Raw genomic sequence first — 25,262 nt, 5'->3', positions numbered from 1 at the left:
CTATACGCTGGGGTGTATGGCAGAGGACACCGCACCCGCGTCACCGAAGACCCCGAAAGCGCCCATCACGGCCGCGGACGTGCTGGCCTGGCTGGAGGAGACCGCCGAGGCGGCACGGTCGGGCGAGTTGGACGCGCCCGCACTCATCGACCTGCTGGGGCAGTTGCGGCAGGCGTCCACGGCCTGCGCGAACGCGTCCGACTGGGCGCTGCTCGCGGCCAGGGAGGCCGGAGCCAGCTTGCGTCAGATCGCGCCCGTGTTCGGCAAGGGCTACGTGCGCGCGCCCGCCGCACGGCTGGAGAAGCTGCATCGGGAAGTGCTGTCGTCCGAGCAGTTCCTGGAACTCATGCGACGGCGTATGGGCTCGGCGTGACGACTACGGTGACGGTCATGAAGTCAGTGGACACCGTGGCGCGGACGGCCGTGGGGCTCGCCGCGATCGGCAGGCCGGCCTACATCAATCTCGGCCGTACCGCGGCCCTGCCCGCCGACCGGGACGTGACCGCCCTGCGCGAGCACACGTTCGCCGTGCTGGACGCGGCGTACGCCGCCGGTGTCCGCCGGGTGGACGTCGCGCGCTCGTACGGGCGAGCGGAGGAGTTCCTCGCGGACTGGCTGGCCGACCGGCGTCCCACCGATGTCGTCGTGTCGAGCAAGTGGGGCTACGCCTACGTCGGCGACTGGCGGCTCGACGCCGAGGTGCACGAGGTGAAGGAACACTCGCTGGCCCGCTTCCGAACCCAGTGGGAGCAGACACGGGCTCTGCTGGGTGACGCCGTGTCGCTGTACCAGGTGCACTCCCTGACCCCGGACAGCCCCCTGTTCGACGACCCCGCGCTGCTGGGCGCCCTGGCGGAGCTGGCGGAGTCCGGCGTCCGGGTGGGGTTTTCCACCTCGGGGCCGCGGCAGGCCGAGACGGTGCGGCGGGCCCTGGGGCTGCGGGTGCGGGATCGGCCGGTGTTCACCGCCGTGCAGTCGACCTGGAACCTGCTGGAACCTTCCGTGGGACCGGCGTTGCGCGAAGCGCACGAGGCCGGGGTGCTGGTGCAGGTCAAGGAGACGCTGGCCAACGGCAGGCTCGCGGTGGAACCGCCCGACGCGCTAACCGAGGTGGCTCGGCGGCACGGTGTGGGAAGCGACGCGGTAGCCCTGGCCGCGGTGTATGCCCAGCCGTGGGCGGACGTGGTCCTGGTGGGGCCCGCGAGCGTGGACCAGCTGCGGTCGAACATCGCGGGCGCGGTCCTCGAACTCGACGCGGACGAGTTGGCCGCGCTCGACGCGGTGGCGTGGTCTCCCGAGCGGTACTGGGAGCAACGGTCGGCGCTCGAATGGCGGTGACCGTTCCGCCGGGGGCGTGGTCGAGGCGGTGTAATCCGCTCGGCGCCGTTTTTCGACGGGGTTTTTGTGCGCATGACCCGTAGGCTTGGGGTATGCGCCGGATCATGGGAACCGAGGTGGAGTACGGGATCGCGGTACCGGGTGACGCGACCGCGAACCCCGTGTTGACGTCCACCCAGGTGGTGTTGGCCTACGCCGCGGCCGCGGACATCCCGCGGGCGCGCCGTGCCCGCTGGGACTACGAGGTCGAGTCGCCGTTGCGTGACGCGCGGGGTTTCGACCTGACCGGGCCCACCCAGCAGGGGCAGGACTCGGACATGGAGGATCTCGGGGCCGCGAACGTGATCCTCACCAACGGTGCCCGGCTCTATGTCGACCACGCCCACCCCGAGTACTCCGCTCCCGAGGTGACCAACGCCAGGGACGCCGTCATCTGGGACAAGGCGGGCGAGCGGGTGATGGAGGAGGCGGCCCGGCGTGCGGCGACGGTGCCCGGCCAGGCGCCGTTGCAGCTCTACAAGAACAACGTCGACGGCAAGGGCGCCAGCTACGGTACGCACGAGAACTACCTGATGGCGCGCTCGACGCCGTTCACGGCGGTCATCGCGGGGCTGACGCCGTTCTTCGTGTCACGGCAGGTGATCACCGGATCCGGTCGGGTCGGCATCGGGCCCCAGGGCGAGCAACCCGGATTCCAGCTCTCGCAACGCGCCGACTACATCGAGGTCGAGGTCGGGCTGGAGACCACGCTCAAGCGCGGCATCATCAACACGCGGGACGAACCGCACGCCGACGCGGACAAGTACCGCAGGCTGCACGTCATCATCGGCGACGCGAACTTGGCGGAGTACGCCACGTTCCTGAAACTGGGCACCACCGCGCTGGTGATCGACATGATCGAGCACGGGATGAGGTTCGACGAGCTGAAGCTCGACGAACCGGTCCGCGCGGTGCACGAGATCAGCCACGACCCCACCCTGAAGACCACCGTCGCGTTGGCCAACGGGCGCAAGTACACGGGCCTCGACATCCAGTTCGCCTACCACGAGCTGGCGTCCCGGCACCTCGAACGGGTGGGGGCCGACGAGCAGTCCAAGGAAGTGCTGCGGATCTGGGGCGAGGTCCTCGACGCCTTGGCCCGCGACCCGCAGGAGTGCGCCGATCGGCTCGACTGGCCCGCCAAGCTCCGCCTGCTGGAGGCCTATCGGGAACGCGACTCGCTCGGATGGGGCGCGCCGCGCCTGCACATGATCGACCTGCAGTACTCGGACGTGCGGTTGGACAAGGGCCTCTACAACCGTCTCGTCGCGCGCGGCACGATGAAGCGGCTCGTCAGCGAGGAGGAGGTGCGGGCGGCGATGACGACGCCGCCCGCGGACACCAGGGCCTACTTCCGCGGCCGGACACTGGAGAAGTACGCCGCCTCCATCGCGGCGGCGTCGTGGGACTCGGTGATCTTCGACGTCGGCAGGGAATCCCTGGTACGCATCCCCACCTTGGAGCCTCTGCGGGGTACGAAGTCCCACGTGGGGGAGTTGCTCGACAACGCCGAAACCGCCGAGCAACTCGTGGATGCCCTGACCTCGGGCGGGTAGGTCATGTCCACGGGGTGGCACGTCGGTCGCGGGACTCGACGTGCCGCTCCGGCGGGTGGTTCGACTGGATCGGAAAAGATCATCGGACGCTCGGCCACGCCGGTGACGAAGGGCCCGGATGTCGGCGACTCTGGGTAGGCTGAAGACAAGCGGCCCGACACGGGAGGCGAACATGGCTCAGGAACGCATCGAGAAGCACGGCGGCGGGGACTCCGACGACGAGGTCGAGGCCGCCCCCGCAGGCCAGGAACGTCGGGAGAAGCTCGGTGAGGACGTCGACACGATCCTCGACGAGATCGACGACGTGCTGGAGGAGAACGCGGAGGACTTCGTGCGTGCGTACGTGCAGAAGGGCGGCCAGTAGCGGACGTACGGCCATCTTCTAGGCTTGTCGATCACGTAAGCGGTCGATGAGTACTGCTGTCCTGTTCATCCTCGGCGAGGGGAACCACGAGCACGCATGGAACACACGCCGCGCACCGCGGGCTTCACGCTGCCCGCTGCCTACCTGTCGACCACGACGTCGTCGTTCATCGATTTCCTGAAGGTGCAGGCACCCGAACTGCTGCCCCGCACGCGCGTGGAGACGGCGTCGGGGGCGAACACCCGGTTCGAACCGCCGCACGGCACCACGATCGTCGCGTCGACGTTCGACGGTGGGGTCCTGATCGCGGGTGACCGCAGGGCCACCGCGGGCAACACGATCGCCAGCCGGGACCTGGAGAAGGTGTACGTCACCGACGACTACTCCGCGGTTGGCATCGCGGGTACCGCCGGGATCGCTCTGGAACTCGTGCGCTTGTACGCGGTGGAGCTCGCGCACTACGAGAAGATCGAAGGCGTCTCGCTGTCGTTGGACGGTAAGACCAACAAGCTCGCGAACATGGTGAAGGGACACCTGGACGCCGCCATGGCGGGCTTGGCCGTGCTGCCGCTCTTCGTCGGCTACGACATCGACGCCCCCGATCCGAAACGGGCCGGCCGCATCGTGTCGTTCGACGTCACCGGCGGGCGGTACGAGGAGAACGCCGGGTACCACGCCATCGGCTCGGGTTCGGTCTATGCGAAGTCGTCGCTGAAGAAGCTCTACGACCCCGACGCCGACGCCGACGCTGCCGTGCGGGCGGCCATCGAGGCGTTGTACGACGCGGCCGACGACGACACCGCGACCGGCGGTCCCGACCTCGTGCGCAACATCTACCCCACGGTGGTGACGATCACCGCCGAGGATGGCGCGGTGAAACTGCCGGAGTCCGAGACCGCGGCCATCGCGCAGGCGGTGGTGCGGGACCGGTCCGAACGACCGGGTCGGCTCGGCTGACGCCGCGGTCGTCCGATCGCCGCCGAGAAACCGTAGTCCTGTAGTCGATCGAGCAGAGCGGAGCCAACGCCAGTGACGATGCCGCTGTACGCCTCACCGGAGCAGTTGATGCGCGAGCGTTCCGAGCTCGCCCGCAAGGGCATCGCTCGGGGACGCAGCGTGGTCGTGCTCAAGTATCGGGGCGGTGTGCTGTTCGTGGCCGAGAACCCTTCGCCCACCCTGCACAAGGTCTCGGAGATCTACGACCGCATCGGGTTCGCCGCGGTGGGTCGCTACAGCGAGTTCGAGAGCCTGCGGCGTGGTGGCATCCGGCACGTCGACCTCCAGGGCTACATGTACGACCGGCGGGACGTGAACGCGCGGGCGCTGGCCAACGTGTACGCGCAGACGCTGAGTACGATCTTCACCGAGCAGCTGAAGCCGTTCGAGGTGGAGATCTGCGTGGCGCAGGTCGGCGACAACTCCGACGAAGACGAGCTCTACCGCCTGACCTACGACGGCTCGATCGTGATGGACGAGCCGAAGTACGTGGTCATGGGCGGTCAGACCGACGCCATCAACGCCAAGCTCAAGGACACGTTCTCCGACGGCATGGAACTCGACGCCGCGTTGGCCGTCGCGGTGGAGGCGCTGCGGGCACCGTCGGCGAGCTCCTCGGGCAGCGGCAGCGGTGGTTCCACGGCCAACAACGAGCTGGAGCCGGGGAAGCTGGAGGTCGCGGTGCTCGACCGCGAACGCCCCGGCCGGAAGTTCCGTCGCATCCGGGGCGCGGCGCTGGAGGCGTTGATGCCGAGCACGCGACGGGACGACGAGGCCCAGTCGGAGGAGAGCGCCTCGGGTTCGGGCGCCCCATCCGAGGGCGGCGACGAGACGAGCTGAGTTCCGGTGGCGCGTGTCGCGAGCCTGTTCCACTACCCGGTGAAGGGATGTGCGGGCGTCGAACTGCGTGAGGGCGTTCTCGGGCTCGCGGGCCTGGAGCACGACCGGACCTTCATGGTGGTGGACTCCGAGGGGCGTTTCCTCAGCCAACGCCGGGACCCGCGTCTCGCGGTGATACGGCCCGCCCTCGGGGAGGACGCTCGTCGGTTGACACTGGCCGCGCCGGGCATCGAGCCGATCGACGTGGCCGTGGACACCGGCGAGGACACCGGGGCACGAACGGACGTGTGGATCCACGGCGAGCCCTACCGCGGCGTCGACCAGGGTGATCGGGTCGCCGAGTGGTTGTCGACGTGGCTGGCGCGTCCGTGCCGGCTGGTGCGGGTACCTCCGGAACACGATCGGGTGACCGGAGGGGAGACGTCGGGAACGGCGGGGTTCGCCGACAGCACCGCCGTGCTGGTGGTGTCGACGCGCAGCCTGGAGGAACTCAACACCCGCCTGGCGGGCAAGGACCTGCCCGCGCTGCCGATGAACCGCTTCCGTCCCAACGTCGTGGTCGAAGGCTGGTCGGAGCCCCACGAGGAGGAGCGGGCGCGCCGGGTGGAGGTCGGCGAGGCCGAACTCGGCTTCGCCAAGGTCGCCATCCGTTGTGTGGTGACCACGGTCGACCAGGCCACGGGTGAGCGCCGGGGCCCCGAGCCGCTGCGCACGCTGGCGGAGTACCGCCGGGTTCCCGGCGGGGTGGTGCTCGGGGCCAGGTTCGCGGTCACCAGAACCGGAAAGCTCTCCGTCGGCGACGAGGTGCGGGTGACCCGGTGGGCGGCTGCTCCGGAGGAGTGAGGGTGTCCGACACCGCCTTCCGGGGCCGGTAGACCGCCAGGGCGCTCGGCCGGGAGCGGAAGCGGAACCGATGGCCGAGCGGACCCACCTCGCCGTCGGTGGCGATTCGGCGGTTGCCGTCGAGGAGGGTGACGTCCAGCTCGGACAGGTCGCGTTGGCTGTAGACGTGACTGGTGCTCAGCGTGTTCGTGAGGACGGCGAGCAGGAAACGGGTGCGGGAGTACGGACGGTCGGCTCGCAGGTACCGGACGTCGAGCAGACCCGTGTCGAGCGCGGGTCGCCGGGAGGGGATGACACCTTTCGGCGCGTAGGTGCCGTTGCCGACGAACAGCAGCCACACCGCCAGGTGCTCGCCGTTCAACCGCACCCGCAGGGGACGGGCGTGCCGGAGGGTCCGGACCATGGCGATGACGGCCGAGGGCCACTTCGGGTGATGCCGTTGGATGGTCTCGCGCAGCCGCACCATCTCCGGATATCCACCGAGACTCGCCGTGTTGACGAACCAGCGGCGGGTGGTGCCGTGGTCGCTGTCGATCTCCACCTCGCCGAGGTCGATGCCGACGGCGTTACCCGAGCGGACCGCGGCGTCCGTGTCGGTGAAGTGGCGTAGCCCGAGGTCACGGGCGAAATGGTTGAGGGTACCGGCCGGGATGAGCGCCAGGGGGAGACCGGCGTCGGCGGCGACCGAGGCCACGGCCGCGGCGGTGCCGTCCCCACCGGCGACACCGAGCGCGCGCACCTCGTCGGCGCGACGCCGGAGTTCGTCGGTGAGTTGGTCGTGGAGGTCGGCGCCGGATTCGGGGGTGAGGACGACGGCGCGCGGCCACAACTCGCGGAGCTCGGTGGTCGGGTCGTCGTCGGGGTTTCCGGAGTGGGGGTTCACCACGGCGAGGATGTGGGCGCCCTCCCGCAGGGCGGGAGCGTCGGCGGGGGGTGCGGTGTGGGCTCGGGCGTCGTCGGGGCGGGGAGGCCACCAGTGACGGGTGGCCAGGGCCACGAGGGCACCGAGGACGGCCCCCGCGCCGATGTCGCTCGGCCAGTGCACTCCGGTGTGCACACGCGAGTAGGCCACCGCGGCGCCCAGGGGCGCCAGGGCGATGCCGAGCCGCGGCGATTCGAGGGCGGCGGCGGTGACGAACGCGGCGGCGGAGGCCGCGTGGCCGGACGGGAACGACGAGGACGTCGGACGCTTGTGCAGCCGCCGCGCCTCGGGCACGGCCTCGGCCGCGGGCCGCCGGCGCGGCAACAGGGGTTTGCCGACGAGGTTGGCGGCGACACTGGCACCCGCGAGAGCCGCCAGGCCCCGGAACGCCGCACGGCGGGTCGGGCCCCGGCGCGTGGCGAGTCCCGCGGCGACGAGCCACCACAGGCGGCTCTTGTCGGCGGAGCGGGAGAGGCGGGACAACGCCGGGTCCCACAGCGTGTGGGGGAGGGCTGCGCTGTAGCGCATGGCGAGGCGGTCGATCGTGGTCACATGGTGCAGTCGGCGGGCCAAGTAGGTGATGACGGTGTCGATGATTAGGCCACCTCGGTTCTCCGGGATTTTCATTCACCGTACCGTGGCGAAAAGCGCCTACCCTTGAAGGATGCAGCGGCGGATCTTTGGGATCGAAAGCGAATTCGGGGTGACCTGCACCTTCCACGGGCAACGCAGGTTGTCCCCCGACGAAGTGGCGCGGTACCTGTTTCGGCGGGTCGTGTCCTGGGGCCGGTCCTCGAACGTGTTCCTGTCCAACGGCTCCCGGCTGTATCTCGACGTGGGATCGCATCCGGAGTACGCCACCGCCGAGTGTGACGACCTCGTTCAGCTGGTGACGCATGACAAGGCCGGTGAGCGGATCCTGGAAGATCTGCTGATCGACGCCGAACGTCGCCTCGCCGACGAGGGTATCGGCGGCGACATTTTCCTTTTCAAGAACAACACCGACTCGGCCGGAAACTCGTACGGCTGTCACGAGAACTATCTCGTGACGCGGGCGGGTGAGTTTTCCAGGGTGGCCGATGTGCTGCTGCCGTTCCTCGTGACCCGGCAGCTCATCTGCGGCGCGGGAAAGGTGCTGCAGACACCCCGAGGCGCGGTGTACTGCCTGTCCCAGCGTGCCGAGCACATCTGGGAAGGGGTGTCGAGCGCGACGACGCGGTCGAGGCCGATCATCAACACCCGCGACGAGCCGCACGCCGACGCGGAGCGCTACCGCAGGCTGCATGTGATCGTCGGTGATTCCAACATGGCGGAGCCGACGACGCTGTTGAAGGTCGGTTCGGTCGACCTCGTGCTCCAGATGATCGAGGAGGGAGTGCAGTTCCGCGACTTCACGCTGGACAACCCGATCCGGGCGATCCGGGAGATCAGCCACGACCTGACGGGAAGGCGGCAGGTGCGGCTGGCGGGCGGCCGGGAGGCCTCGGCCCTGGAGATCCAGCGCGAGTACTACGCCAGGGCGGTCCAGCACGTGGAGACCCACGGTGGCACCCCGGCGACCCACCAGGTGATCGACCTGTGGGGCCGGGCGCTGGACGCGGTGGAACAGCAGGACTTCTCCGGCATCGACACCGAGATCGACTGGGCGATCAAACATCGACTGGTGGAGCGGTACCGCAGCAAGCACAACCTGGTGCTCTCCGATCCGAGGATCGCTCAGCTCGACCTGGCCTACCACGACATCCGGCGCGGGCGAGGCGTGTTCGACCTGTTGCAGCGCAAGGGGCTGGTGCGGCGTATCACCGACGACGGCGAGATCGAACTCGCCAAGGACACCCCGCCGCAGACCACGCGGGCGAAGCTGCGGGGCGACTTCATCGCCGCGGCCCAGCAGGCCGGGCGTGACTTCACCGTCGACTGGGTGCACCTGAAGTTGAACGACCAGGCGCAGCGCACGGTGCTGTGCAAGGACCCCTTCCGTTCGGTGGACGAGCGGGTGGAGCGCTTGATCAGCTCGTTGTGAGTGGCTCGCCGGGCCGGGTGTGCGAAGGGACCTGGCCCGAAAGGGTGCCACCGGGTGGGCGGTAGGGTTACCGGGTGTCCACAGCCCGTGCCGAGCGCTTGGTGAACTTGGTGCTCGCTCTGTTGTCGACTCGGCAGTACCTGACGTCCGAGCGGATCCGTGGCATCGTGCCCGGCTACGCCGACGCCGCGAGCGACGAGGCGTTCTCGCGCATGTTCGAACGTGACAAGGCGGAGCTGCGCGAGCTGGGGATTCCGTTGGAGACCGGGCGCAACTCGGCGTTCGATCCCGTCGAGGGGTACCGCATCGCCCGCCGGGACTACGAACTGGGAGACATCGAGCTGGCCCCCGACGAGGCCGCCGCGGTCGCGCTCGCCGTGCGATTGTGGGATTCGCCGGAACTGACCGGCCAGGCCCAGGGCGCGTTGGTGAAGCTCCGGGCGGCCGGCGTGGAGGTCGATGAGAACGCGGCCACCCCCGTGGAGCCGAGGGTGCACGTCGAGCCCGCGTTCGCCCCGCTGCTGTCGGCCGTGCAGCAGGGCAAGGTGGTGCGGTTCGACTACCGGCGTTCCACGTCGCCGGAACGGCGGCCCCGCACGGTGGAGCCGTGGGGCGTGGTGTCGTGGCGGTCGCGCTGGTACCTCGTGGGGCACGACCGCGACCGGGACGCTCCGCGCTGCTTCCGGCTGTCCCGTATCACCGGTCCAGTGCGGACCCTGGGACGCGCGGGAGCCGTGACCCGCCCCGCCGACGTGAACCTGCTGGAGTTCGTCGCGGGTGTCGGAGGCGGGGAACGAGAGGAACCCCAACCGGTGATGCGGGCGCGGTTATGGCTCGCCGAGGGACGCGCGGCCGGCATCCGGCGCCATGCCACGGTGGTGGGTCGCCGTGCGGTCGCCGACGTCGACGGCGACGTGGTGGAGCTGGATCTCTGGTCGCCCGAGAGCGCGGCCGACTGGATCGCGGGCCACGGTCCCGACGCGCTGGTGCTGGAGCCCGACGTGTTGGCCAAGGCGGTCGCCGACCGCTGGGAACGAGTCGTCCGGGAGGTGCCACGGTGAGTGGATCGGGGGATCGGCTGCCCAGGCTGCTCGCGCTCGTGCCGTATCTGCTGGCCCGGCCGGGCATCCGGATCGAGGAGGCGGCCCGTGACTTCGACGTCACGCCGCGGCAGCTGCGCAAGGACCTGGAACTGCTGTGGATGTGCGGTCTGCCCGGCTACGGCCCCGGTGATCTGATCGACCTGTCGTTCGACGGCGACACCGTGTCGGTGACCTATGACGCGGGCATGCGCCGTCCGCTCCGGCTCACGGGGTCGGAGGCGAGCGCGCTGCTGATCGCGTTGCGGGCGTTGGCCGAGACTCCCGGGGTGGTCGACGCCGACAGCGTGCACCGGGCCATCGCCAAGATCGAGGTCGCGTCGGGTGACGCCCGTCCGTCCGGCGTGGTGGTGGGCAACGGTGTCCGGGAGGCGGCGGCCACGGCGGAGACCCGCGAGACGGTGCGGCGGGCGCTGCAGAAGCGCCGCGCGTTGTGGCTGCGTTACTACAGCGCGTCCAAGGACGCGATCACCGAACGTACGGTGGACCCGATGCGGCTGCTGATCGTGGAAGGCATCAGCTACCTGGAGGCGTGGTGCCGGAAGGCCGAGTCCGTCCGGCTGTTCCGGCTCGACCGGATCGACGAGCTGACGGTGCTGGACGAACCGGCCGCTCCCCCGGAGACCGCGACCCCGAAGGATCTGTCCGAGGGCGTCTTCCCCCGGCGGCCCGAGTACCCGGAGGCCCAGCTCGTGCTCGAACCGGACGCCCGGTGGGTCGCCGAGTACTACCAGTGCGAGGAGCTCGACGAGCTCGACGGCGGTCGCCTGCGGGTGCGCATGCGCTACGCCGACGAGTCGTGGTTGGTGCGGTTGGTGCTGCGGCAGCGGGGGCAGGTGACGGTCGAGGAACCCGAGTGGGTGGCGCGGGCCGTACGACAGCGGGCGGCCGAGGCGCTGGCACGTGCTCGTCACCTCGCCGCAACCTCGGCTGGCTAGGGTGGGCCCGTGTGGTACGTGGTGAGTGCCGCCCTCGTCGTGGCGGCGGTGGCCGGTTTCGGTCTGGTCGCGTTCCGTGTGCTCCGGCTCTTGCGCACGTTCCGCGCGACGGCCAGCATGGTGTCGGCTCGTGCCGGTGATCGGGTCGGGTTGCTGCGGGCTCGATCGGCGGCGGTCGGCGTCGCGCTCCGGCGGAGTCGGCGGCACTGACGCGACATCGCCGCAGCACAGTACGATCGACCCTGAGCGAGTAAGGAGGCCAGGCGATGAATGCGTTGCAGCCGTGGCATTTGATCATTCTGGTGCTTGTCGTGGTCCTGCTGTTCGGTGCCAAGCGCTTGCCCGACGCGGCCAGGTCGATCGGCAAGTCCATGAAGATCTTCAAGGCCGAGACCAAGGACATGCGTGAGTCCGGCCAGACCTCCGACTCGGCGACCACCGCGCGGACCGAGCCCGCAGTGGCCGAGCCCGACACCCGCCAGTTGCCGCAGTCCACCACGCCGGCCGCCTCCCAGCCGGCGGGCACCTCGGCGATGAGCACCGAGGAACAGGTGGAGCAACTCCAGCGTCAGCTCGACGAGCTGAAGCGGCAGCAGGCCGCTCAGCAGGCGCAGAAGAACGCGGGCTGAGTCCTTCCGCGGGCACAAAGACGTCGCCCATTCGGCTTGACTCATCGACACGGGACGGAAACGGACACGGTTCGTGGCGGATTCCTCGAACGACCGCATCAGCAAGCGGCGTAAGCGCAGCCGTCGGCACAACCCCGACGGCACCATGACGCTGATCGAGCACATCTACGAGTTCCGCCGTCGTCTGGGTTTCGCCCTGATCGCGCTGGGTGTGGGCGGCGTCGTCGGGTTCCTCTGGTTCTCCAACCGGGTGGGACCCATCCCATCGCTCGGGGAGATCGTCACCGGACCGTACTGCGCGATTCCCGCCGAGCACCGGTTCCCGAAGGAGCCCCCGTGCCGGCTGTTGCAGACCGTGCCGTTCGAAGCCTTCATGATCCAGTTGAAGGTGGGGCTGACGGCCGGTGCGGTGTTGTTCGCCCCGGTGTGGTTCTACCAACTCTGGGCCTTCGTCGCTCCGGGGCTGTACGCGAAGGAACGCAAGTACGCGCTCACGTTCGTCGGGTTCGCGAGTGTGCTGTTCGCCACGGGCGCGGTGCTCGCGTACGCGATGGTGCCGTTCGCCCTGGAGATCCTGGTGAACTTCGGTGGCGGCGCGTTCGACACCTGGTTCACCGGTGACAAGTACGTCTCCTTCGTCCTGTCGCTGCTGGTGATCTTCGGGGTGAGCTTCGAGGTCCCCCTGCTGGTGATCATGCTGAACCGCGTGGGCGTGGTCAGCTACGCCCAACTCAGCAAGTGGCGCCGGGGCCTGATCTTCATCGCGTTCGTCTTCGCGGCCTTCGTGACACCCGCCGACCCGTTCTCCATGCTCGCCCTGGCGGGTGCGTTGACCGTGCTGCTGGAGCTGTCGCTCCAGATCACCCGTATCCACGACAAGCGCAAGGCACGACGACGCGGCGAGGAAAACTGGGACAAGCTCGCCGACGACGAGCCGGCGCCCTTCCACTACACGCCGAGCACGATCGACGACGAACCGCGCGCCGGTGACGGCAAGCCCCGCACCGAGGACATCACCTGACGCATGGGGTGGCGACTGGGGTTGGCCGTGCATCCGGATTCGGGGCGGGGCGCGGCGGCGCGGATCGCGGGCACGGTGGCCGAGCGACTGCGTGCCGAGGCGGATCATCTGGAGTTGATCACGGCGACGTCGTTCGAGCGGTTCCGGCAGCGCGTGGCCGAGTGCCGGTCGGCGGGGCTGGACGCACTCGTCGTCCTGGGCGGTGACGGGGCCGTCCACCGGGCCGTCCAGTGTTGCGCGGACACGGACGTGGCCCTCGGCCTCGTTCCCTGCGGAACCGGCAACGACTTCGCTCGCGCGCTCGGAATTCCCCGTGACCCGAGTACCGCCTTGGCCACCCTGGTCTCGGCGCTGCGGCACGGCCGTCGACGTCGACTGGACCTCGGGCGCGTGGACGGCACCGACCCGGCGGAGCCACGCTGGTTCGGCACGGTGCTCTGCACGGGCTTCGATGCGGCCGTCAACGCGCGCGCCAACAGCCTGCGGTGGCCCCACGGCCCGCACCGTTACGACCTCGCGCTGCTTCGGGAACTGGTGTCGTTGCGCCCCCGCCCGGTGGTGGTGGACACGGACACCGGACGCCTGACGACGCAGGCCACGCTGGTGGCAGTGGGTAACACCGCGTTCTACGGCGGCGGCATTCCCATCTGTCCCGCCGCGACGTACGACGACGGGATGTTCGACGTGACGATCGTGGGCCCGGTGAGCCCGTGGCGGCTCGCCCGCATCCTGCCGAGGCTGCGAACCGGCACCCACGTGCGCAACCCTTCCGTGCACACGCTGCGGGCCTCACGTGTCTTCGTGGCGGGCGACCCGGGGTGGCCGGTGTTCGCCGACGGCGACCCCTGCGGCGCGCTGCCGGTGACCGTGACGTGTGTGCCGGGTGCGTTGTCGGTGCTCGGCTGATCCTTCGGGTCAGCGGGTGGCGGGACCGCCGTTGGCCGCGACGGTGTCTTCCGCGGCCCGAACGAACGCGCGCACGCGGGCGGTCGCCGAGGCGGTGCGCCAGACCACGGCCACGTCGGTGGGTGGCACTCCGTCCAGTGGGACGAACACGACGTCGGGCCGGTTGTGGTAGATCCGCACGGATGCCGCCAGCGGGGACACTCCGCGCCCCGCAGCGACGAGTGCGAGCAGTTCCTGGAAGGTGCTGACCGACTCTCGACGGCGGATCGGCCTGCCGTCGGCCGTGGTGGGTGGCACGTGGAAGTCCCACCAGTAGTCGGGCGCGGCCCCGGCGACGCCGAACGTCGTCTCACCGGCCAGTTCGTCGAGGGACACGCGTTCGCGCCGGGCGAACCGGTGTCGGGTCGGCACGGCCAGCACCCTCGGCTCGGACAACAGGACCGGTCCGACCGTCAGGTCCGGTTCCTCCACGGGCAGTCGCGTGAGCAGCAGGTCGACCTCGCCGGAACGTAGTGGTCCCAGCGGATCGTTGAAGTGGGTCTCCCGCATCACGACTTCGCAGCGCGGGTGGCGTTGCGCGAACGTCTCCAGCAGTTTGGGGGTGAGTTCGCCGGCTGCCAGACCGAGGAACCCGACGCGCAGGCTGCCGTCGACTCCGCGAGCGGCGGCCTGTGCCCTGGCCAAGGCGTTCGCGAGTTCTCGGTGCAGCGGGGCGAGGTCGTCGCGGAACCGCTCTCCGAGCGGAGTGAGGGCCACCCGACGGCTGGTGCGTTCGAACAGCGGCGCTCCGATGCGGCGTTCGAGCTTGCGGATCGTCTGGCTCACGCGTGCCTGAGTGAGGTGCAGGCGCTCAGCGGTGCGTCCGAAGTGCAGTTCCTCGGCCAGGACGAGGAACGCGTCCATCTCGTGCCGCTCGGGCACCGGACCAAGAACCATAAGCCTAGCTTATCGATCGGTGCGCAGTGCGTCGTTGTTCCGGCTCCGGCCCGGAGTGATCGTTTCCGGTGTCCGAAACGGCAGGACGAGGAGACGACGATGAGTACGGAGACCGGGCCACGGTCCGTCCCTTCGGGGGAGCGGGGCGACCGGGGCATCACCGGATCTGGATGGTGGATTCTCGGGATCGCGCTGGCGGGGACGTTCCTGGCGATCATGGACTCGTTCATCGTGAACGTGGCCGTTCCGTCGGTACGCGCGGAGCTGAACGCGAGCTTCGCGCAGATCGAATTCGTCGTCGGGGGCTACGTGCTCGTGTACGGGCTGTTGCTCGTGCTCGGCGGCAGGCTCGGCGATCTCCACGGGGTCCAGCGCATGTTCGTGGTGGGGGTGGGAGTGTTCACCCTGGCCTCGTTGGCGGCCGGGCTCGCGCCGGACGCGACGTCGTTGATCGTCGCTCGGTTGGTGCAGGGCGGCGGTGCCGCGTTGTTCTACCCACAGGTGCTGGCGATCCTGCGCACCGCGTTCGACGGCCGGGCCGGGGCGACGGCGTTCGCGCTCTTCGGCGCCACCATCGGGTTGGCGTCGATCGCCGGGCAGCTCGTGGGAGGGTTGCTTCTGCACCTGGACGTGTGGGGGCTGGGTTGGCGCCTGGTCTTCCTGGTCAACGTGCCCGTGGGCGTCGCCACCGTCGTGGGCGCCCTGCGCTTTCTGCCCAGGGGGGAACGCACCTGCAGCCGCGTGCGGGGTGCGCTCGACGTGACCGGTGTCGGACTGCTCTCCGTGGCGCTGCTGGCGCTGTCGGTGCCGTTGGTCGAAGGCAACCACGCCGGATGGCCGTGGTGGACGTGGGTGTCGCTGGTGTCGTCGCTGCCCCTGCTCGCGGTGTTCGTGGTGTGGGAGCGGCGCCTGAAGAGGCGAGGTGGCGCGCCCCTGGTGGACCCCGACTTGCTGGCACTGCGTGGTTTCGCGGCGGGAAACGGCATCGCGGTGGTGTTCTTCGCGGGCAACGCCGGGTTGTTCTTCGTGCTGACGCTGACGTTGCAGGACGGCCTCGGCTACTCGCCGCTGACGGCGGGGCTGGTGTTCGCTCCGCTGGCGGTGACGTTCGCGGTGGCGTCCCTGATCGGTCCCCGGCTGTCCGTCCGGTGGGGCCACCACGTACTGACGCTCGGGTACGGCGTCAACACCGTCGGCACGGCCGTGTTGCTGGCGACGGTGTGGCTGGACGGCGCCGAAACCACGGGCTGGGAGCTCGTGGCACCGCTGGCGATCGTCGGTTTCGGTCAGGGTCTCGGGGTGAGTCCCCTGTTCGGTGCGGCCCTGGGGGAGGTCCCCGAGCGTGCCGCCGGTGCCGCCGGAGGCGTGCTGGAGACCGCGAGCCAGCTCGGCATGTCACTGGGTGTCACGGTCCTGGGACTGGTGTTCTCCACGGCGTTGGGCGACGGACCGTCCGTCGCGGTAGCGCATCTGAACGCGTTCACGACCGCGCTCGTGGGGAACCTGGCGCTGGCCGTGGCCGCCCTGGTGCTGTTGCGGTTCCTCGTCCGGCCCCGTGTTCAACCGAACGGTTGACCACGTTTCGAGCTGGTCCCCGTGGGTATTCAACCGACTGGTTGAGAATCGGGAGAAGTTTCAGTGGCCGACGATCAGCTGTCGCGCATGTTCGCCGCCCTCGGGGACCCGATCCGCCGTGACATCGTGGCCCGGCTCGCCACCGGTGACGCCACGGCGACCGAGTTGGCCGAGCCCTACGACGTGTCGCTGCAGGCGGTCTCCAAGCACCTGCGCGTGCTGGAGGACGCCGGGTTGATCAGCCGCGGCAGACGGGCCCAGCGCAGGCCGTGCCATCTGGAGACGGCCGGGCTGGACCTGATGACCACGTGGATCGAGCGTTCCCGGCTCGCCGCCGAGGAGCGGTTCCGTCGCCTCGACGCGGTGCCGGAGGACCTCATCGACACCGGCGCCGGAACTTCCGGAGCCGCCCAGCAGGAGGCATCATGACGACCAAGACCCGAGACACCCTGATCGAAGCCGTTCCCGACCTGCCGTCGGTGCGCATCGTGCGGGAATTCGACGCCCCGCGGGACGAGGTCTTCCGGGCCTGGACGGAGCCGGAGCTGGTGGCTCGCTGGCTCGGCCCGAAGGAGCTGGAGATGCACCTCGACACCTGGGACGCCCGCACCGGCGGAAGCTACCGCTACACCGCGGTGCGGGACGGGCGGGAGATCGCGGAGTTCTACGGTTCCTTCCACGAGGTGCGCCCGCCGTCACGGATCGTGCAGACCTTCGGCTACGTCGGCATGCCCGACGCGGTGAGCCTGGAGATCGGCACCTTCGACGACCTCGGTCGCGGGCGGACCCGCGTCACCAGCTTGTCGATCGTGGACACACTGGAGTCCCGCGACGCGATGCCGGCCAGCGGCATGGAGGTCGGCATCGTCGAGGGCTACGAGAAACTCGACGCGCTACTGGCCTGAGCCGGCGGCCAGCCGTTCGCGCCGATACTTCGGCAACCCCGCCACCACCAGGTCGTACGACTCGTGCACCAGGTCGACCACGAGGTCGTCCGGCACGGAACCGTCCAGCACCACCGTGTTCCAGTGACGCTTGTTCAAGTGGTAGCCGGGGGTGATCGCGGGGTAGGTGTCGCGCAGGTACAGCGAGTGCTCCGGATCGCACTTCAGACTCACCGACAGGGGGTGGTCGTCCAACGCCGACAGCGCGAACATCTTGTCCTCGACGAAGAACACGCTGAGCTCGGGCGAGAACGGAAATCGTTCCTCGGTCCCCGGCAGCGACAGACACAACGATCGCACCCGTTCCGCGCTCCAGGCTTCCATGCCACGCAGCGTAGCGGCGGTCACCGACAAGACGGGTTCGACCGAACACCGTGGCCTCCCGAGTGTTGGGGCCCCCACCCCGTGCATGCCCACGGCGGGGTGTGAAACCCTGGCGATCGTGGACTCCTCCACTTCATCTCTGAGCCCTGCCGAGGCCTACGCGGCGGCGCGCCGTCGCGGACGGTACCCCCAGCTCGCGCGATTCGCCGCCGACGTGGCGTTCGACTTCGACGACTTCCAGATCCGAGGCTGCGAGGCCCTCGAGGACGGGCACGGCGTGCTGGTGTGCGCGCCGACCGGCGCCGGGAAGACCGTCGTCGGCGAGTTCGCCGTGCACCTGGCCTTGGCCGAGGGCCGCAAGTGCTTCTACACCACCCCCATCAAGGCGCTGTCGAACCAGAAGTACGGCGACCTGGTGGAGCGGTACGGCTCCGACGCCGTCGGTCTCCTCACCGGCGACACGTCCGTCAACGGCGGCGCGCAGATCGTGGTGATGACCACCGAGGTGCTGCGCAACATGCTGTACGCGGGGTCCACCGCGCTCGACGACCTCGGCTACGTCGTCATGGACGAGGTGCACTACCTCGCCGACCGGTTCCGGGGCGCGGTGTGGGAAGAGGTCATCCTGCACCTGCCCTCCTACGTGCGCGTGGTCGGCCTCTCGGCCACGGTCAGCAACGCCGAGGAATTCGGTGAGTGGCTGATGGAAGTGCGCGGCGACACCAGCGTCGTGGTCGACGAACACCGCCCCGTGCCGTTGTGGCAGCACATGCTCGTCGGCGGTCGCATGCTCGACCTGTTCGCCGGGAGGCACGCGGACACCGGTGAGGCCAGGCTGAACCCCCAACTGCTGCGCCGGGTCGAGGACACCGCGCGGATGCATGCGCCCGCCGGGCTTCGGGGCCGCGGCCGACGCGGAGCGCCCTACCGGGGACCGCGTTACCGTCCACCGTCCCGCGTCGAGATCGTCGATCGTCTCGACTCGGCCGGCCTGCTGCCCGCGATCGTGTTCATCTTCTCTCGCGCGGGCTGTGACGCCGCCGTCACCCAGTGCGTGCGTTCCGGACTGAGGCTGAACACTCCCGAGGAGGCCGAGGAGGTCCGCCGCATCGTCGACGAGCGCACCGCCGACCTGCCGCAGAACGATCTCGCCGTGCTCGGTTACTGGGAATGGCGGGAAGCCCTGGAACAGGGAATCGCCGCCCACCACGCCGGGCTGTTGCCCGCCTTCAAGGAGACCGTGGAGGAGCTGTTCGTCCGCGGTCTCGTCAAGGTCGTGTTCGCCACCGAGACGCTCGCGTTGGGCATCAACATGCCCGCTCGCACCGTCGTGCTCGAACGGCTCGTCAAGTACAACGGCGAGGCGCACGTGGACCTCACCCCCGGTGAGTACACGCAGCTCACCGGTCGGGCCGGAAGGCGGGGGATCGACGTCGAGGGGCACGCCGTGGTGGTGTGGCAGCCCGGAGTCGACCCGAGGCAGGTCGCGGGGCTGGCCTCTACCCGGACGTATCCGTTGAGGTCGTCGTTCCGCCCCGGCTACAACATGGCCGTGAACCTGGTGGGTCGGTTCGGGGCGGCCAAGGCGCGGGAGCTTCTGGAGCAGTCGTTCGCACAGTTCCAAGCCGACCGATCGGTGGTGGGCCTGTCCCGCCGCATCGAGCGCAACACCGAGGCGCTCCGCGGGTACGCCGACGCGCTCACCGGTGACTTCGACGAGCTGAGGTCGTACCTGGCCCTGCGCAAGCGAGTGTCCGACCGGGAGAAGGTGCTGGCACGGCAGAACACCGCCGCCCGGCGTGCGCAGACCGCCCAGTCGCTGGAGAAGCTCCGTAAGGGTGACGTCATCGCCGTCCCCCAGGGGCGGCGCGCGGGCCTGGCCGTGGTGGTCGACCCCGGAGTGGACCAGTTCGACGAACCGAGGCCCGTCGTGGTCACCGAGGACCGGTGGTCCGGCGCGCTGTCGCTGTCCGACTTCCCGGCCCCGGTGGAACCACTCGGCAGGTTGCGGTTGCCCAAGCACGTCGAGCTGCGTTCCCCCAAGACGCGTCGTGACATCGCCTCGTCACTGCGTAATCTGGGCCTGCGTCCGCCCCGGCGCCGGAAGTGGCGTTCCGACGCCCACTCCGACGCGGAGCTGGGGGAGCTTCGTCGTGAACTGCGTGCTCACCCGGTGCACGGGATGGCCGACCGGGAGGCCAACCTGCGGTGGGTGGAGCGCTACCTCCGGCTGGAGGCCGAGACCGAGCAGCTCAAGCGCAAGGTCGCGGCCACGACCCACTCGCTGGCGCGCGCGTTCGACCGCATTCGCCGGTTGCTGTCCGAGCGCGGCTACCTCGACGCCGACGGCGACACCGTCACCGAACACGGGCGGCTGCTGTCGCGCTTGTACAGTGAGTCCGACCTGCTGGCCGCCGAGTGCATTCGGCAGCGGTTGTGGCACGGACTCGCCCCGGCGGAGCTGGCCGCGGTGGTCTCCACATTGGTCTACGAGGCGCGGCGGGACTCCCCGGCCGAGTCGAAGCTGCCCTCGGGGCCGGTGTCCACGGCATGGCAGGAGACCGTGCGGGTGTGGACGGACCTCGTCGAGGACGAACGCAGGCACCGACTCGACCGCACTCGGGAACCGGACGCCGGATTCGCCTGGCCGGTCTACCGGTGGGCGCGGGGCGAGAGCCTGGAGAAGGTGTTGACCACCGCCGAGATGAACGGCCAGGAGCTGTCGGCGGGCGACTTCGTGCGCTGGTCGCGGCAGGTGGTCGACCTGCTCGACCAGATCAAGGACGTGCTCGGCAAGGAGCATCCCGTGGGGGGCGCGGCGGGCAAGGCGTCCCGCCTGCTCCGCCGCGGCGTGGTCGCCGCCGGAGAAGTCTGAGAAAGCACCGGGCGGACGTGCCGACGCCTCGGCCGATGTGGTTGGATTCGGCAAGCGGCGGCCGTGTGGGCGGTGACTGCCGTGAAGTGCGACATCAGGGCTGTGATACGCGGAAGGGCAACACGATGAGCGCGCCGTACGGAGGTAACAACCCCGCGCAGTGGGGGCAGCAACCACCCGCGAACCCCGCGTCCGGTGGATTCCCTCAGCCCGGCGGGTACGGTCAGCAACCCGCTTACGGTCAGCCCGCCTACGGCACTCAGCAGCCGCAGTACGGCCAGCAACCCGCCCCGAACCCGTACGAGGGGGCGGGCACCTACGGCCAGCAACAGGCCACCTATCCGCCGCAGCAGCAGGGCCAGTACGGCGCCTACGGTCAGGGCTACGGGCAGCAGCCGGGTGGGGTGCCTCAGGGCACCTCCGGCGGCGGCAAGAAGCTCCTGATCGGTCTCGTGGTGGCGGTGGTCGTGATCGCGGCCGCGGCCGTGGTGTTGTTCTGGAAGCCCGGTCTGCTCGTCTCCAAGACCTTCGACGAACAAAGCGTCGAGCAGTCGGTGCAGAAGCTACTGGTCAACTCGTACGGGGTCTCGGAGAACAGCCAGGTCGACTGCCCCGGCGACCAGCCGGTCGAAAAGGGCCACGTCTACACCTGTGACGTCACGGTGGACGGTGAGCAGCAGACCGTGAAGATCACGGTCACCAGCGATGAGGGGCACTACACCGTCGACAGGCCCACGCCGAAGGGCTGAGCCGAGAACCACTGGTCCCCACCGCGCCCGTTCGACAGGATCGATTCGATGACCGACGTTGTAGTCCGCGCCCTCCGCGACGACGAGTTCCGTACGGCGCACACCTTGTTCCGTGCCGCTCTCCACTCCGGTCCCGCGACCGACGAGCAGTGGGAGCGCCTCCGGGAGGTGCACCAGCCGGGGCGGGTACTCGGGGCGTTCGACGAGCGGCTGATCGGTACCGCGAGGTCGACCGACGCCGAACTCGCGGTACCGGGTGGGGCCAAGGTCGCGACGGCGGCGGTCACCGGGGTCGGGGTTCGCGCCGATCGCACCAGGCGCGGTGTGCTGACGGCGTTGATGCGCCACCAGCTCACCGACTTCGCCGAGCGCGGGGTCACCGCCGCTGTCCTGTACGCCACGGAGGGCGTGATCTACGGCCGCTTCGGTTACGGCGTCGCCAGCCGGATACGGGACTGCGTCGTGCGCCGGAGCCGGGCGCGACTGCGGCCCGGCGTTCCCGAGGGCGGTGAGGTGGAGCTGATCACAGTCGACGAGGCCGAGCGGCGCCTGCCCGACGTGTACGAGCGGGTGCCGCTGCGGCCGGGCATGATGACCCGCCCCGCGCGGTGGTGGCCCGGCCTGTTCGCGATGCTGCGTCGAGGCGACGGGCACGCCGTCGCGGCCGTGCACCACGGCACTGACGGCCCCGATGGGTTCGCCGTCTATCAGGTCGACCGCGAGGGCGGCAAGGCCGGGACGATGCGCGTGATCGACCTCCACTACGCCGACGCCTCCGCGTTCGCGGGGCTGTGGCGGTTCTTGCTCTCGGTCGATCTGGTCGACGAGATCGTCGTTCGGCACCGTGGTTTGGACGAGCCGCTAGAGCTGTTGTTCACCGATCCCCGTGCCTGCGAGTCGAGCCAGCTCACCGACGAGGCCTGGCTACGATTGGTCGACGTCGAGGCGGCACTGGCCGCGCGGACCTGGCGCGGTGAGCCGCTGGTCCTGGAGGTCACCGACCCGGTCCTGGAGCGCAACACGGGCCGCTACCGCGTCGGGCCCGCTCGCGTGGAGCGCACCGACGCGGCCCCCGACGCCGTCCTCGACGTGGCCGCCCTGTCGATGGTCTACCTGGGTGGATGGTCCCCGTCCGCGCTGGTGGCCGCCGGGAGGATCGGGGTCGAGGACGACGCCACGGCGGAACGGTTCGACGAACTGGTCCGAACGCGACACGCACCGTGGTGCGGTACGTTCTTCTGACCGGTAGCGAAGTCGAGTACGGGTGGAGTGTCCTGTCGTGCGGGTGCGCGGTGTCGGAGGACTACGGTGGGTCGTCGTGGCGGCCGGTGTGACTCTGACGGTGACGGCCTGCGGCGGTGACACCGAGGAGCCAGGGGACCGGGAGGTCTCCCCGACGGTGGTCACCGAGAGCTCGGAGCCGTCGACGAGCTCACCGACGACCACTTCCTCGCTGTCGTTGACGCCCGTACCGAAGGCACTCGACGGGGACGCCGTGGAAGAGGCCGTGCGGTCCGTGCTCACCGGCAGCTACGGCATCGCCGACGTCGAGAGCGTCCGCTGCCCCCAGCAGCCCGCCGTGATCGAGGGCGCCACATTCGACTGCACCGCCATCATCGCCGACGAGAGCAAACGCATTCCCATCAAGATCGTCGACGAGGAGGGCCGCTACGAGGTGGGCCTGCCCGTCTGAGCCACGACCGCACCGGCCGGGAGGCCGTCAGCCGGGCAACGCCGCCAGCAGGCGATTCACCGATCCCCCGAGGTTGTAGCGTTCCACCAACTCGGCCACGCGCGCCGGGTCGGCGGGAGCCGCCGGAACGCGGTCGTCGGCGAACCCGGTCACCGGGGCGTCGGTGACCACCCGCACCACACGGGGAGCGGCCGCGAGATAGTCGCTCGCCTCGGTGAGCTTGGTCCGTACCCTCGGCGGCACGTCACGATCGGCGTCGCGGGCCGCGGCCAGCAGGCCCTCCAACGACCCGAACCGCGTGACGAGCTTCGCCGCCGTCTTCTCACCGATCCCCGCCACTCCGGGCAGACCGTCCGACGGATCGCCCCGCAGTATCGCCATGTCGGCGTAGGCGGCACCGGCGTTCTCCAGCGGTAGGGCGTAGCGCTCGGCGATCTCCTTCGGCCCCAGCACCTCCGCCTTGGCCCAGCCCCTGCCCACGTAGACCACGGACACGGGGGTCGGGTCGTCCCGCACCAGTTGGAAGAGGTCACGGTCGCCCGTGACGATCTCGACGGGGTGCTCCGACTCCCGCGAGGCCAGCGTGCCGATCACGTCGTCGGCCTCGTAGCCCTCGGCCTCGGCCACGGCGATCCCGATCGCCTCCAACAGCTCCAGGATGATCGGCACCTGGGGCGTGAGGGTGTCGGGGACCTCCTCGGTGTCCGGGCCCGCCTCCGAGGGCTCCGCGACGCGGTGGGCCTTGTAGCTGGGAAGCGCGCGCACCCGGAACTCGGGCCGCCAGTCGGCGTCCAGGCACGCGACCAGCCTCGCGGGACGACGGTCGGCGAGCACCCGTGCCACGGTGTCGGCGAAACCGCGCACGGCGTTCACCGGCGTGCCGTCCGGAGCGGTCAGCGACTCGGGCAGCGCGAAGAACGAACGGAAGTAGAGGCTTGCGGCGTCGAGCAGCACCAGACCGGTCACGCGCTCAGCCTGCCACACCGGGCCGGTGGGTGTGCGGGCACTCGGTCCGTCGCGGGGCTAGGCTTTCGGCCATGTCGCGTCGTTCACTGCACACCCCCGCTCCCGATGCCGCCACGCTGCGCGCTCGGATCGACCGTGCCCGCGCCGCCGCGGCCGACGCCGCCACGGACGCCCTATTGATCGGCCCCGGTTCCGACCTGCGGTACCTGATCGGGCAGGCCGGCGGTTCCTTCGAGCGCCTGTCCGTGCTGCTCGTCCCCGCGACCGACGCTCCACCCACGCTGGTGCTGCCGGCGTTGGAGGCCCCCGGCTACGCCGACGTGCCCACCGACGACCTCGGGGTCGACGTGGTGACGTGGGTCGACGGCGAGGACCCGTACCGGCTCGTGGCCGACCGGCTCGGCAAGCCCGGCCGGGTGGCGGTGAGCGACACGATGGCCGCCCTCCACGTGCTGCGGTTACGCGACGCCGTGGCCGGTGCCGAGCAGACGCTCGCCGGTCCCGTGATGCGGGAGCTGCGCATGTGCAAGGACGCGGCCGAACTCGCCGCCCTGCGGCGGGCCGCCGAGGCCATCGACCGCGTCCACGCCCGTGTGGGCGAATGGCTGCGGCCCGGTCGCACCGAGGCCGAGGTGGGAGCCGACATCACCGAGGCCATCGTCGAGGAGGGCCACACGCACGCCGACTTCGTCATCGTCGGGTCCGGCCCCAACGGCGCCAGCCCGCACCACGACGTGTCCGACCGCGTGATCGAGCCCGGTGACGTCGTCGTGGTCGACATCGGCGGGCCGCTTCCCGAGGGCTACAACTCCGATTCGACCCGCACCTACGCGGTCGGGGAACCCGCCGCCGAGATCGTCGAGGCGTACGAGGTGCTCCGGCGCGCCCAGGAGGCGGCGGTACGGGCGGTGCGGCCCGGCGTCACGGCCCACGAGGTGGACGCCGCGGCACGCGACATCCTGACCGACGCCGGGCTGGGCGAGTTGTTCATCCACCGCACCGGCCACGGCATCGGGCTCGACGTGCACGAGGAGCCCTACATCATGAGCGGCAACGACCTGCCCCTGCAGCCCGGCATGGCGTTCAGCGTCGAACCCGGCGTGTACCGAGCGGGGAAGTGGGGCGCACGGATCGAGGACATCGTGGTGGTCACCGCCGACGGTGTGGAGCCGTTGAACACGCGCCCGCACGAACTCGTCGTGCTGCCGGCATGACCGGGGGAGGACTGGAGCCGCTCGACCGGGCCATCGTGCGGGAGCTGGCGGCCAACGGCCGTTGCAGCTTCACCGACCTGGCCGAGCGGGTCGGACTGTCGGTGTCGGCCGTGCATCAGCGGGTCCGCCGGTTGGAGCAGCGCGGTGTCATCCGCGGGTACACCGCTCGGCTCGACGGGGAACAGATCGGGCTGCCGTTGACGGCGCTCATCTCGTTGACACCGAACGATCCCGCGGCCCCCGACGACTACCCCCAGCGGCTGGAGCACATCCCCGAGATCGAGTCGTGCTACTCGGTGGCCGGCGACGAGTCCTACGTGCTTCTCGTGCGGGTGGCCTCGCCCTTGGCGCTGGAGGATCTGCTGCGGCGCATCCGGGAGGCGGCCAAGGTCTCCACCCGCACCACCGTCGTGCTGTCCACGCCGTTCGAAGGGCGGTCGCCGACCTTGTGAACCTTCCCCCACAGGGGGA

The 25,262-nt window shown here is 70.0% G+C and carries 27 protein-coding genes; 23 read left to right on the top strand and 4 right to left on the bottom strand.

The genetic code is table 11. From position 1 onward, the window contains the following. Positions 1 to 16 precede the first annotated feature (16 nt). The 7 genes from SACGLDRAFT_RS11915 to SACGLDRAFT_RS11885 all read left to right on the top strand — a co-directional run bounded on the left by SACGLDRAFT_RS11915 (position 17) and on the right by SACGLDRAFT_RS11885 (position 5,976). Positions 17 to 373 carry a hypothetical protein gene (locus tag SACGLDRAFT_RS11915; RefSeq protein WP_040918984.1) on the top strand — a complete coding sequence of 119 codons (357 nt, stop codon included), beginning with the start codon at positions 17 to 19 and terminating at the stop codon, positions 371 to 373. A 17-nt stretch (positions 374 to 390) separates the two neighbouring features. Then, positions 391 to 1,338 (top strand): aldo/keto reductase, encoded by a 948-nt coding sequence (locus SACGLDRAFT_RS11910; RefSeq protein ID WP_040919916.1) that lies wholly within the window; start codon positions 391 to 393, stop codon positions 1,336 to 1,338. A gap of 92 nt (positions 1,339 to 1,430) precedes the next feature. Next, positions 1,431 to 2,933, top strand: a complete 1,503-nt coding sequence (gene dop, locus SACGLDRAFT_RS11905; RefSeq protein WP_005464882.1) for a depupylase/deamidase Dop — start codon at positions 1,431 to 1,433, stop codon at positions 2,931 to 2,933. Positions 2,934 to 3,105: 172 nt separating this feature from the next. After that, positions 3,106 to 3,297: a ubiquitin-like protein Pup gene (locus tag SACGLDRAFT_RS11900; protein WP_005464881.1), complete on the top strand. Its 192-nt coding sequence runs from the start codon at positions 3,106 to 3,108 to the stop codon at positions 3,295 to 3,297. A 96-nt stretch (positions 3,298 to 3,393) separates the two neighbouring features. Continuing rightward, positions 3,394 to 4,254 carry a proteasome subunit beta gene (gene prcB, locus SACGLDRAFT_RS11895; RefSeq protein WP_005464879.1) on the top strand — a complete coding sequence of 287 codons (861 nt, stop codon included), beginning with the start codon at positions 3,394 to 3,396 and terminating at the stop codon, positions 4,252 to 4,254. A gap of 72 nt (positions 4,255 to 4,326) precedes the next feature. Beyond that, positions 4,327 to 5,133: a proteasome subunit alpha gene (gene prcA, locus SACGLDRAFT_RS11890; protein ID WP_005464864.1), complete on the top strand. Its 807-nt coding sequence runs from the start codon at positions 4,327 to 4,329 to the stop codon at positions 5,131 to 5,133. Positions 5,134 to 5,139: 6 nt separating this feature from the next. Further along, entirely contained in the window at positions 5,140 to 5,976 is an 837-nt protein-coding gene (locus SACGLDRAFT_RS11885) for an MOSC domain-containing protein (protein ID WP_005464861.1), read from the top strand. Here SACGLDRAFT_RS11885 and SACGLDRAFT_RS11880 read toward each other — a convergent pair. Beyond that, on the bottom strand, positions 5,903 to 7,525 hold the full coding sequence (locus SACGLDRAFT_RS11880; RefSeq protein ID WP_005464859.1) for a bifunctional phosphatase PAP2/diacylglycerol kinase family protein: 1,623 nt from the start codon (positions 7,523 to 7,525) through the stop codon (positions 5,903 to 5,905). The two genes, SACGLDRAFT_RS11885 and SACGLDRAFT_RS11880, sit on opposite strands and share 74 nt — an antisense overlap. A 37-nt stretch (positions 7,526 to 7,562) precedes the next feature. On the opposite strand from SACGLDRAFT_RS11880, the gene pafA reads away from it, so the two are divergent. From pafA to SACGLDRAFT_RS11845, 7 genes are all read left to right on the top strand, one after another. After that, positions 7,563 to 8,921, top strand: a complete 1,359-nt coding sequence (gene pafA, locus SACGLDRAFT_RS11875; protein WP_005464857.1) for a Pup--protein ligase — start codon at positions 7,563 to 7,565, stop codon at positions 8,919 to 8,921. Between the two features lie 74 nt (positions 8,922 to 8,995). Continuing rightward, positions 8,996 to 9,982: a helix-turn-helix transcriptional regulator gene (locus tag SACGLDRAFT_RS11870; protein WP_005464855.1), complete on the top strand. Its 987-nt coding sequence runs from the start codon at positions 8,996 to 8,998 to the stop codon at positions 9,980 to 9,982. Further along, on the top strand, positions 9,979 to 10,959 hold the full coding sequence (locus SACGLDRAFT_RS11865) for a helix-turn-helix transcriptional regulator (protein WP_005464854.1): 981 nt from the start codon (positions 9,979 to 9,981) through the stop codon (positions 10,957 to 10,959). The genes SACGLDRAFT_RS11870 and SACGLDRAFT_RS11865 overlap by 4 nt, the downstream gene beginning before the upstream one ends. A 9-nt stretch (positions 10,960 to 10,968) precedes the next feature. Then, positions 10,969 to 11,169, top strand: coding sequence for a bacteriophage holin (locus SACGLDRAFT_RS11860; protein WP_005464853.1), 201 nt, complete (start codon positions 10,969 to 10,971; stop codon positions 11,167 to 11,169). A 56-nt stretch (positions 11,170 to 11,225) separates the two neighbouring features. Beyond that, complete coding sequence (gene tatA / locus SACGLDRAFT_RS11855) at positions 11,226 to 11,588, top strand: Sec-independent protein translocase subunit TatA (protein WP_005464852.1); 363 nt, start codon at positions 11,226 to 11,228, stop codon at positions 11,586 to 11,588. Positions 11,589 to 11,661: 73 nt separating this feature from the next. Continuing rightward, positions 11,662 to 12,609: a twin-arginine translocase subunit TatC gene (tatC, locus tag SACGLDRAFT_RS11850; RefSeq protein WP_005464851.1), complete on the top strand. Its 948-nt coding sequence runs from the start codon at positions 11,662 to 11,664 to the stop codon at positions 12,607 to 12,609. 3 nt (positions 12,610 to 12,612) lie between these two features. After that, positions 12,613 to 13,515 carry a diacylglycerol/lipid kinase family protein gene (locus tag SACGLDRAFT_RS11845; protein ID WP_005464850.1) on the top strand — a complete coding sequence of 301 codons (903 nt, stop codon included), beginning with the start codon at positions 12,613 to 12,615 and terminating at the stop codon, positions 13,513 to 13,515. A 9-nt stretch (positions 13,516 to 13,524) separates the two neighbouring features. Here the strand turns inward: SACGLDRAFT_RS11845 and SACGLDRAFT_RS11840 are convergent, their stop codons facing one another. Next, positions 13,525 to 14,451: a LysR family transcriptional regulator gene (locus SACGLDRAFT_RS11840; protein ID WP_198283500.1), complete on the bottom strand. Its 927-nt coding sequence runs from the start codon at positions 14,449 to 14,451 to the stop codon at positions 13,525 to 13,527. A gap of 99 nt (positions 14,452 to 14,550) precedes the next feature. On the opposite strand from SACGLDRAFT_RS11840, the gene SACGLDRAFT_RS11835 reads away from it, so the two are divergent. The 3 genes from SACGLDRAFT_RS11835 to SACGLDRAFT_RS11825 all read left to right on the top strand — a co-directional run bounded on the left by SACGLDRAFT_RS11835 (position 14,551) and on the right by SACGLDRAFT_RS11825 (position 16,931). Next, positions 14,551 to 16,026 (top strand): MFS transporter, encoded by a 1,476-nt coding sequence (locus SACGLDRAFT_RS11835; protein WP_005464846.1) that lies wholly within the window; start codon positions 14,551 to 14,553, stop codon positions 16,024 to 16,026. A 63-nt stretch (positions 16,027 to 16,089) separates the two neighbouring features. After that, complete coding sequence (locus SACGLDRAFT_RS11830; protein WP_005464844.1) at positions 16,090 to 16,455, top strand: ArsR/SmtB family transcription factor; 366 nt, start codon at positions 16,090 to 16,092, stop codon at positions 16,453 to 16,455. Further along, positions 16,452 to 16,931, top strand: coding sequence for an SRPBCC family protein (locus tag SACGLDRAFT_RS11825; RefSeq protein ID WP_005464842.1), 480 nt, complete (start codon positions 16,452 to 16,454; stop codon positions 16,929 to 16,931). The genes SACGLDRAFT_RS11830 and SACGLDRAFT_RS11825 overlap by 4 nt, the downstream gene beginning before the upstream one ends. Here the strand turns inward: SACGLDRAFT_RS11825 and SACGLDRAFT_RS11820 are convergent. Beyond that, entirely contained in the window at positions 16,920 to 17,294 is a 375-nt protein-coding gene (locus SACGLDRAFT_RS11820) for an MmcQ/YjbR family DNA-binding protein (RefSeq protein ID WP_005464840.1), read from the bottom strand. The two genes, SACGLDRAFT_RS11825 and SACGLDRAFT_RS11820, sit on opposite strands and share 12 nt — an antisense overlap. Before the next feature lie 118 nt (positions 17,295 to 17,412). Here SACGLDRAFT_RS11820 and SACGLDRAFT_RS11815 point away from each other — a divergent pair, with 118 nt between their 5' ends. From SACGLDRAFT_RS11815 to SACGLDRAFT_RS11800, 4 genes are all read left to right on the top strand, one after another. Continuing rightward, positions 17,413 to 20,169 (top strand): DEAD/DEAH box helicase, encoded by a 2,757-nt coding sequence (locus SACGLDRAFT_RS11815; protein WP_040919912.1) that lies wholly within the window; start codon positions 17,413 to 17,415, stop codon positions 20,167 to 20,169. Between the two features lie 125 nt (positions 20,170 to 20,294). Next, positions 20,295 to 20,918, top strand: a complete 624-nt coding sequence (locus SACGLDRAFT_RS11810; protein WP_005464836.1) for a DUF4333 domain-containing protein — start codon at positions 20,295 to 20,297, stop codon at positions 20,916 to 20,918. 48 nt (positions 20,919 to 20,966) lie between these two features. Further along, positions 20,967 to 22,160: a GNAT family N-acetyltransferase gene (locus tag SACGLDRAFT_RS11805; protein WP_005464834.1), complete on the top strand. Its 1,194-nt coding sequence runs from the start codon at positions 20,967 to 20,969 to the stop codon at positions 22,158 to 22,160. Between the two features lie 76 nt (positions 22,161 to 22,236). Further along, positions 22,237 to 22,611 (top strand): DUF4333 domain-containing protein, encoded by a 375-nt coding sequence (locus SACGLDRAFT_RS11800; protein WP_232283955.1) that lies wholly within the window; start codon positions 22,237 to 22,239, stop codon positions 22,609 to 22,611. A 27-nt stretch (positions 22,612 to 22,638) separates the two neighbouring features. On the opposite strand, the gene SACGLDRAFT_RS11795 is transcribed toward SACGLDRAFT_RS11800, so the two are convergent. After that, complete coding sequence (locus SACGLDRAFT_RS11795) at positions 22,639 to 23,577, bottom strand: 5'-3' exonuclease (RefSeq protein ID WP_005464830.1); 939 nt, start codon at positions 23,575 to 23,577, stop codon at positions 22,639 to 22,641. 71 nt (positions 23,578 to 23,648) lie between these two features. Here SACGLDRAFT_RS11795 and SACGLDRAFT_RS11790 point away from each other — a divergent pair, with 71 nt between their 5' ends. Together SACGLDRAFT_RS11790 and SACGLDRAFT_RS11785 are read left to right on the top strand one after the other, a co-directional pair. Further along, positions 23,649 to 24,791 (top strand): M24 family metallopeptidase, encoded by a 1,143-nt coding sequence (locus SACGLDRAFT_RS11790; RefSeq protein WP_005464828.1) that lies wholly within the window; start codon positions 23,649 to 23,651, stop codon positions 24,789 to 24,791. After that, complete coding sequence (locus tag SACGLDRAFT_RS11785; RefSeq protein WP_005464827.1) at positions 24,788 to 25,243, top strand: Lrp/AsnC family transcriptional regulator; 456 nt, start codon at positions 24,788 to 24,790, stop codon at positions 25,241 to 25,243. Before SACGLDRAFT_RS11790 ends, SACGLDRAFT_RS11785 begins: the two co-directional genes overlap by 4 nt. The last annotated feature ends 19 nt before the right edge of the window (positions 25,244 to 25,262 follow it).

The organism is Saccharomonospora glauca K62, assembly GCF_000243395.2.
Classification (GTDB): Bacteria; Actinomycetota; Actinomycetes; order Mycobacteriales; family Pseudonocardiaceae; genus Saccharomonospora; species Saccharomonospora glauca.
The sequence above is the reverse complement of the archived record's forward strand: the minus strand, read 5'-3'. Positions and strand labels throughout refer to the sequence as shown.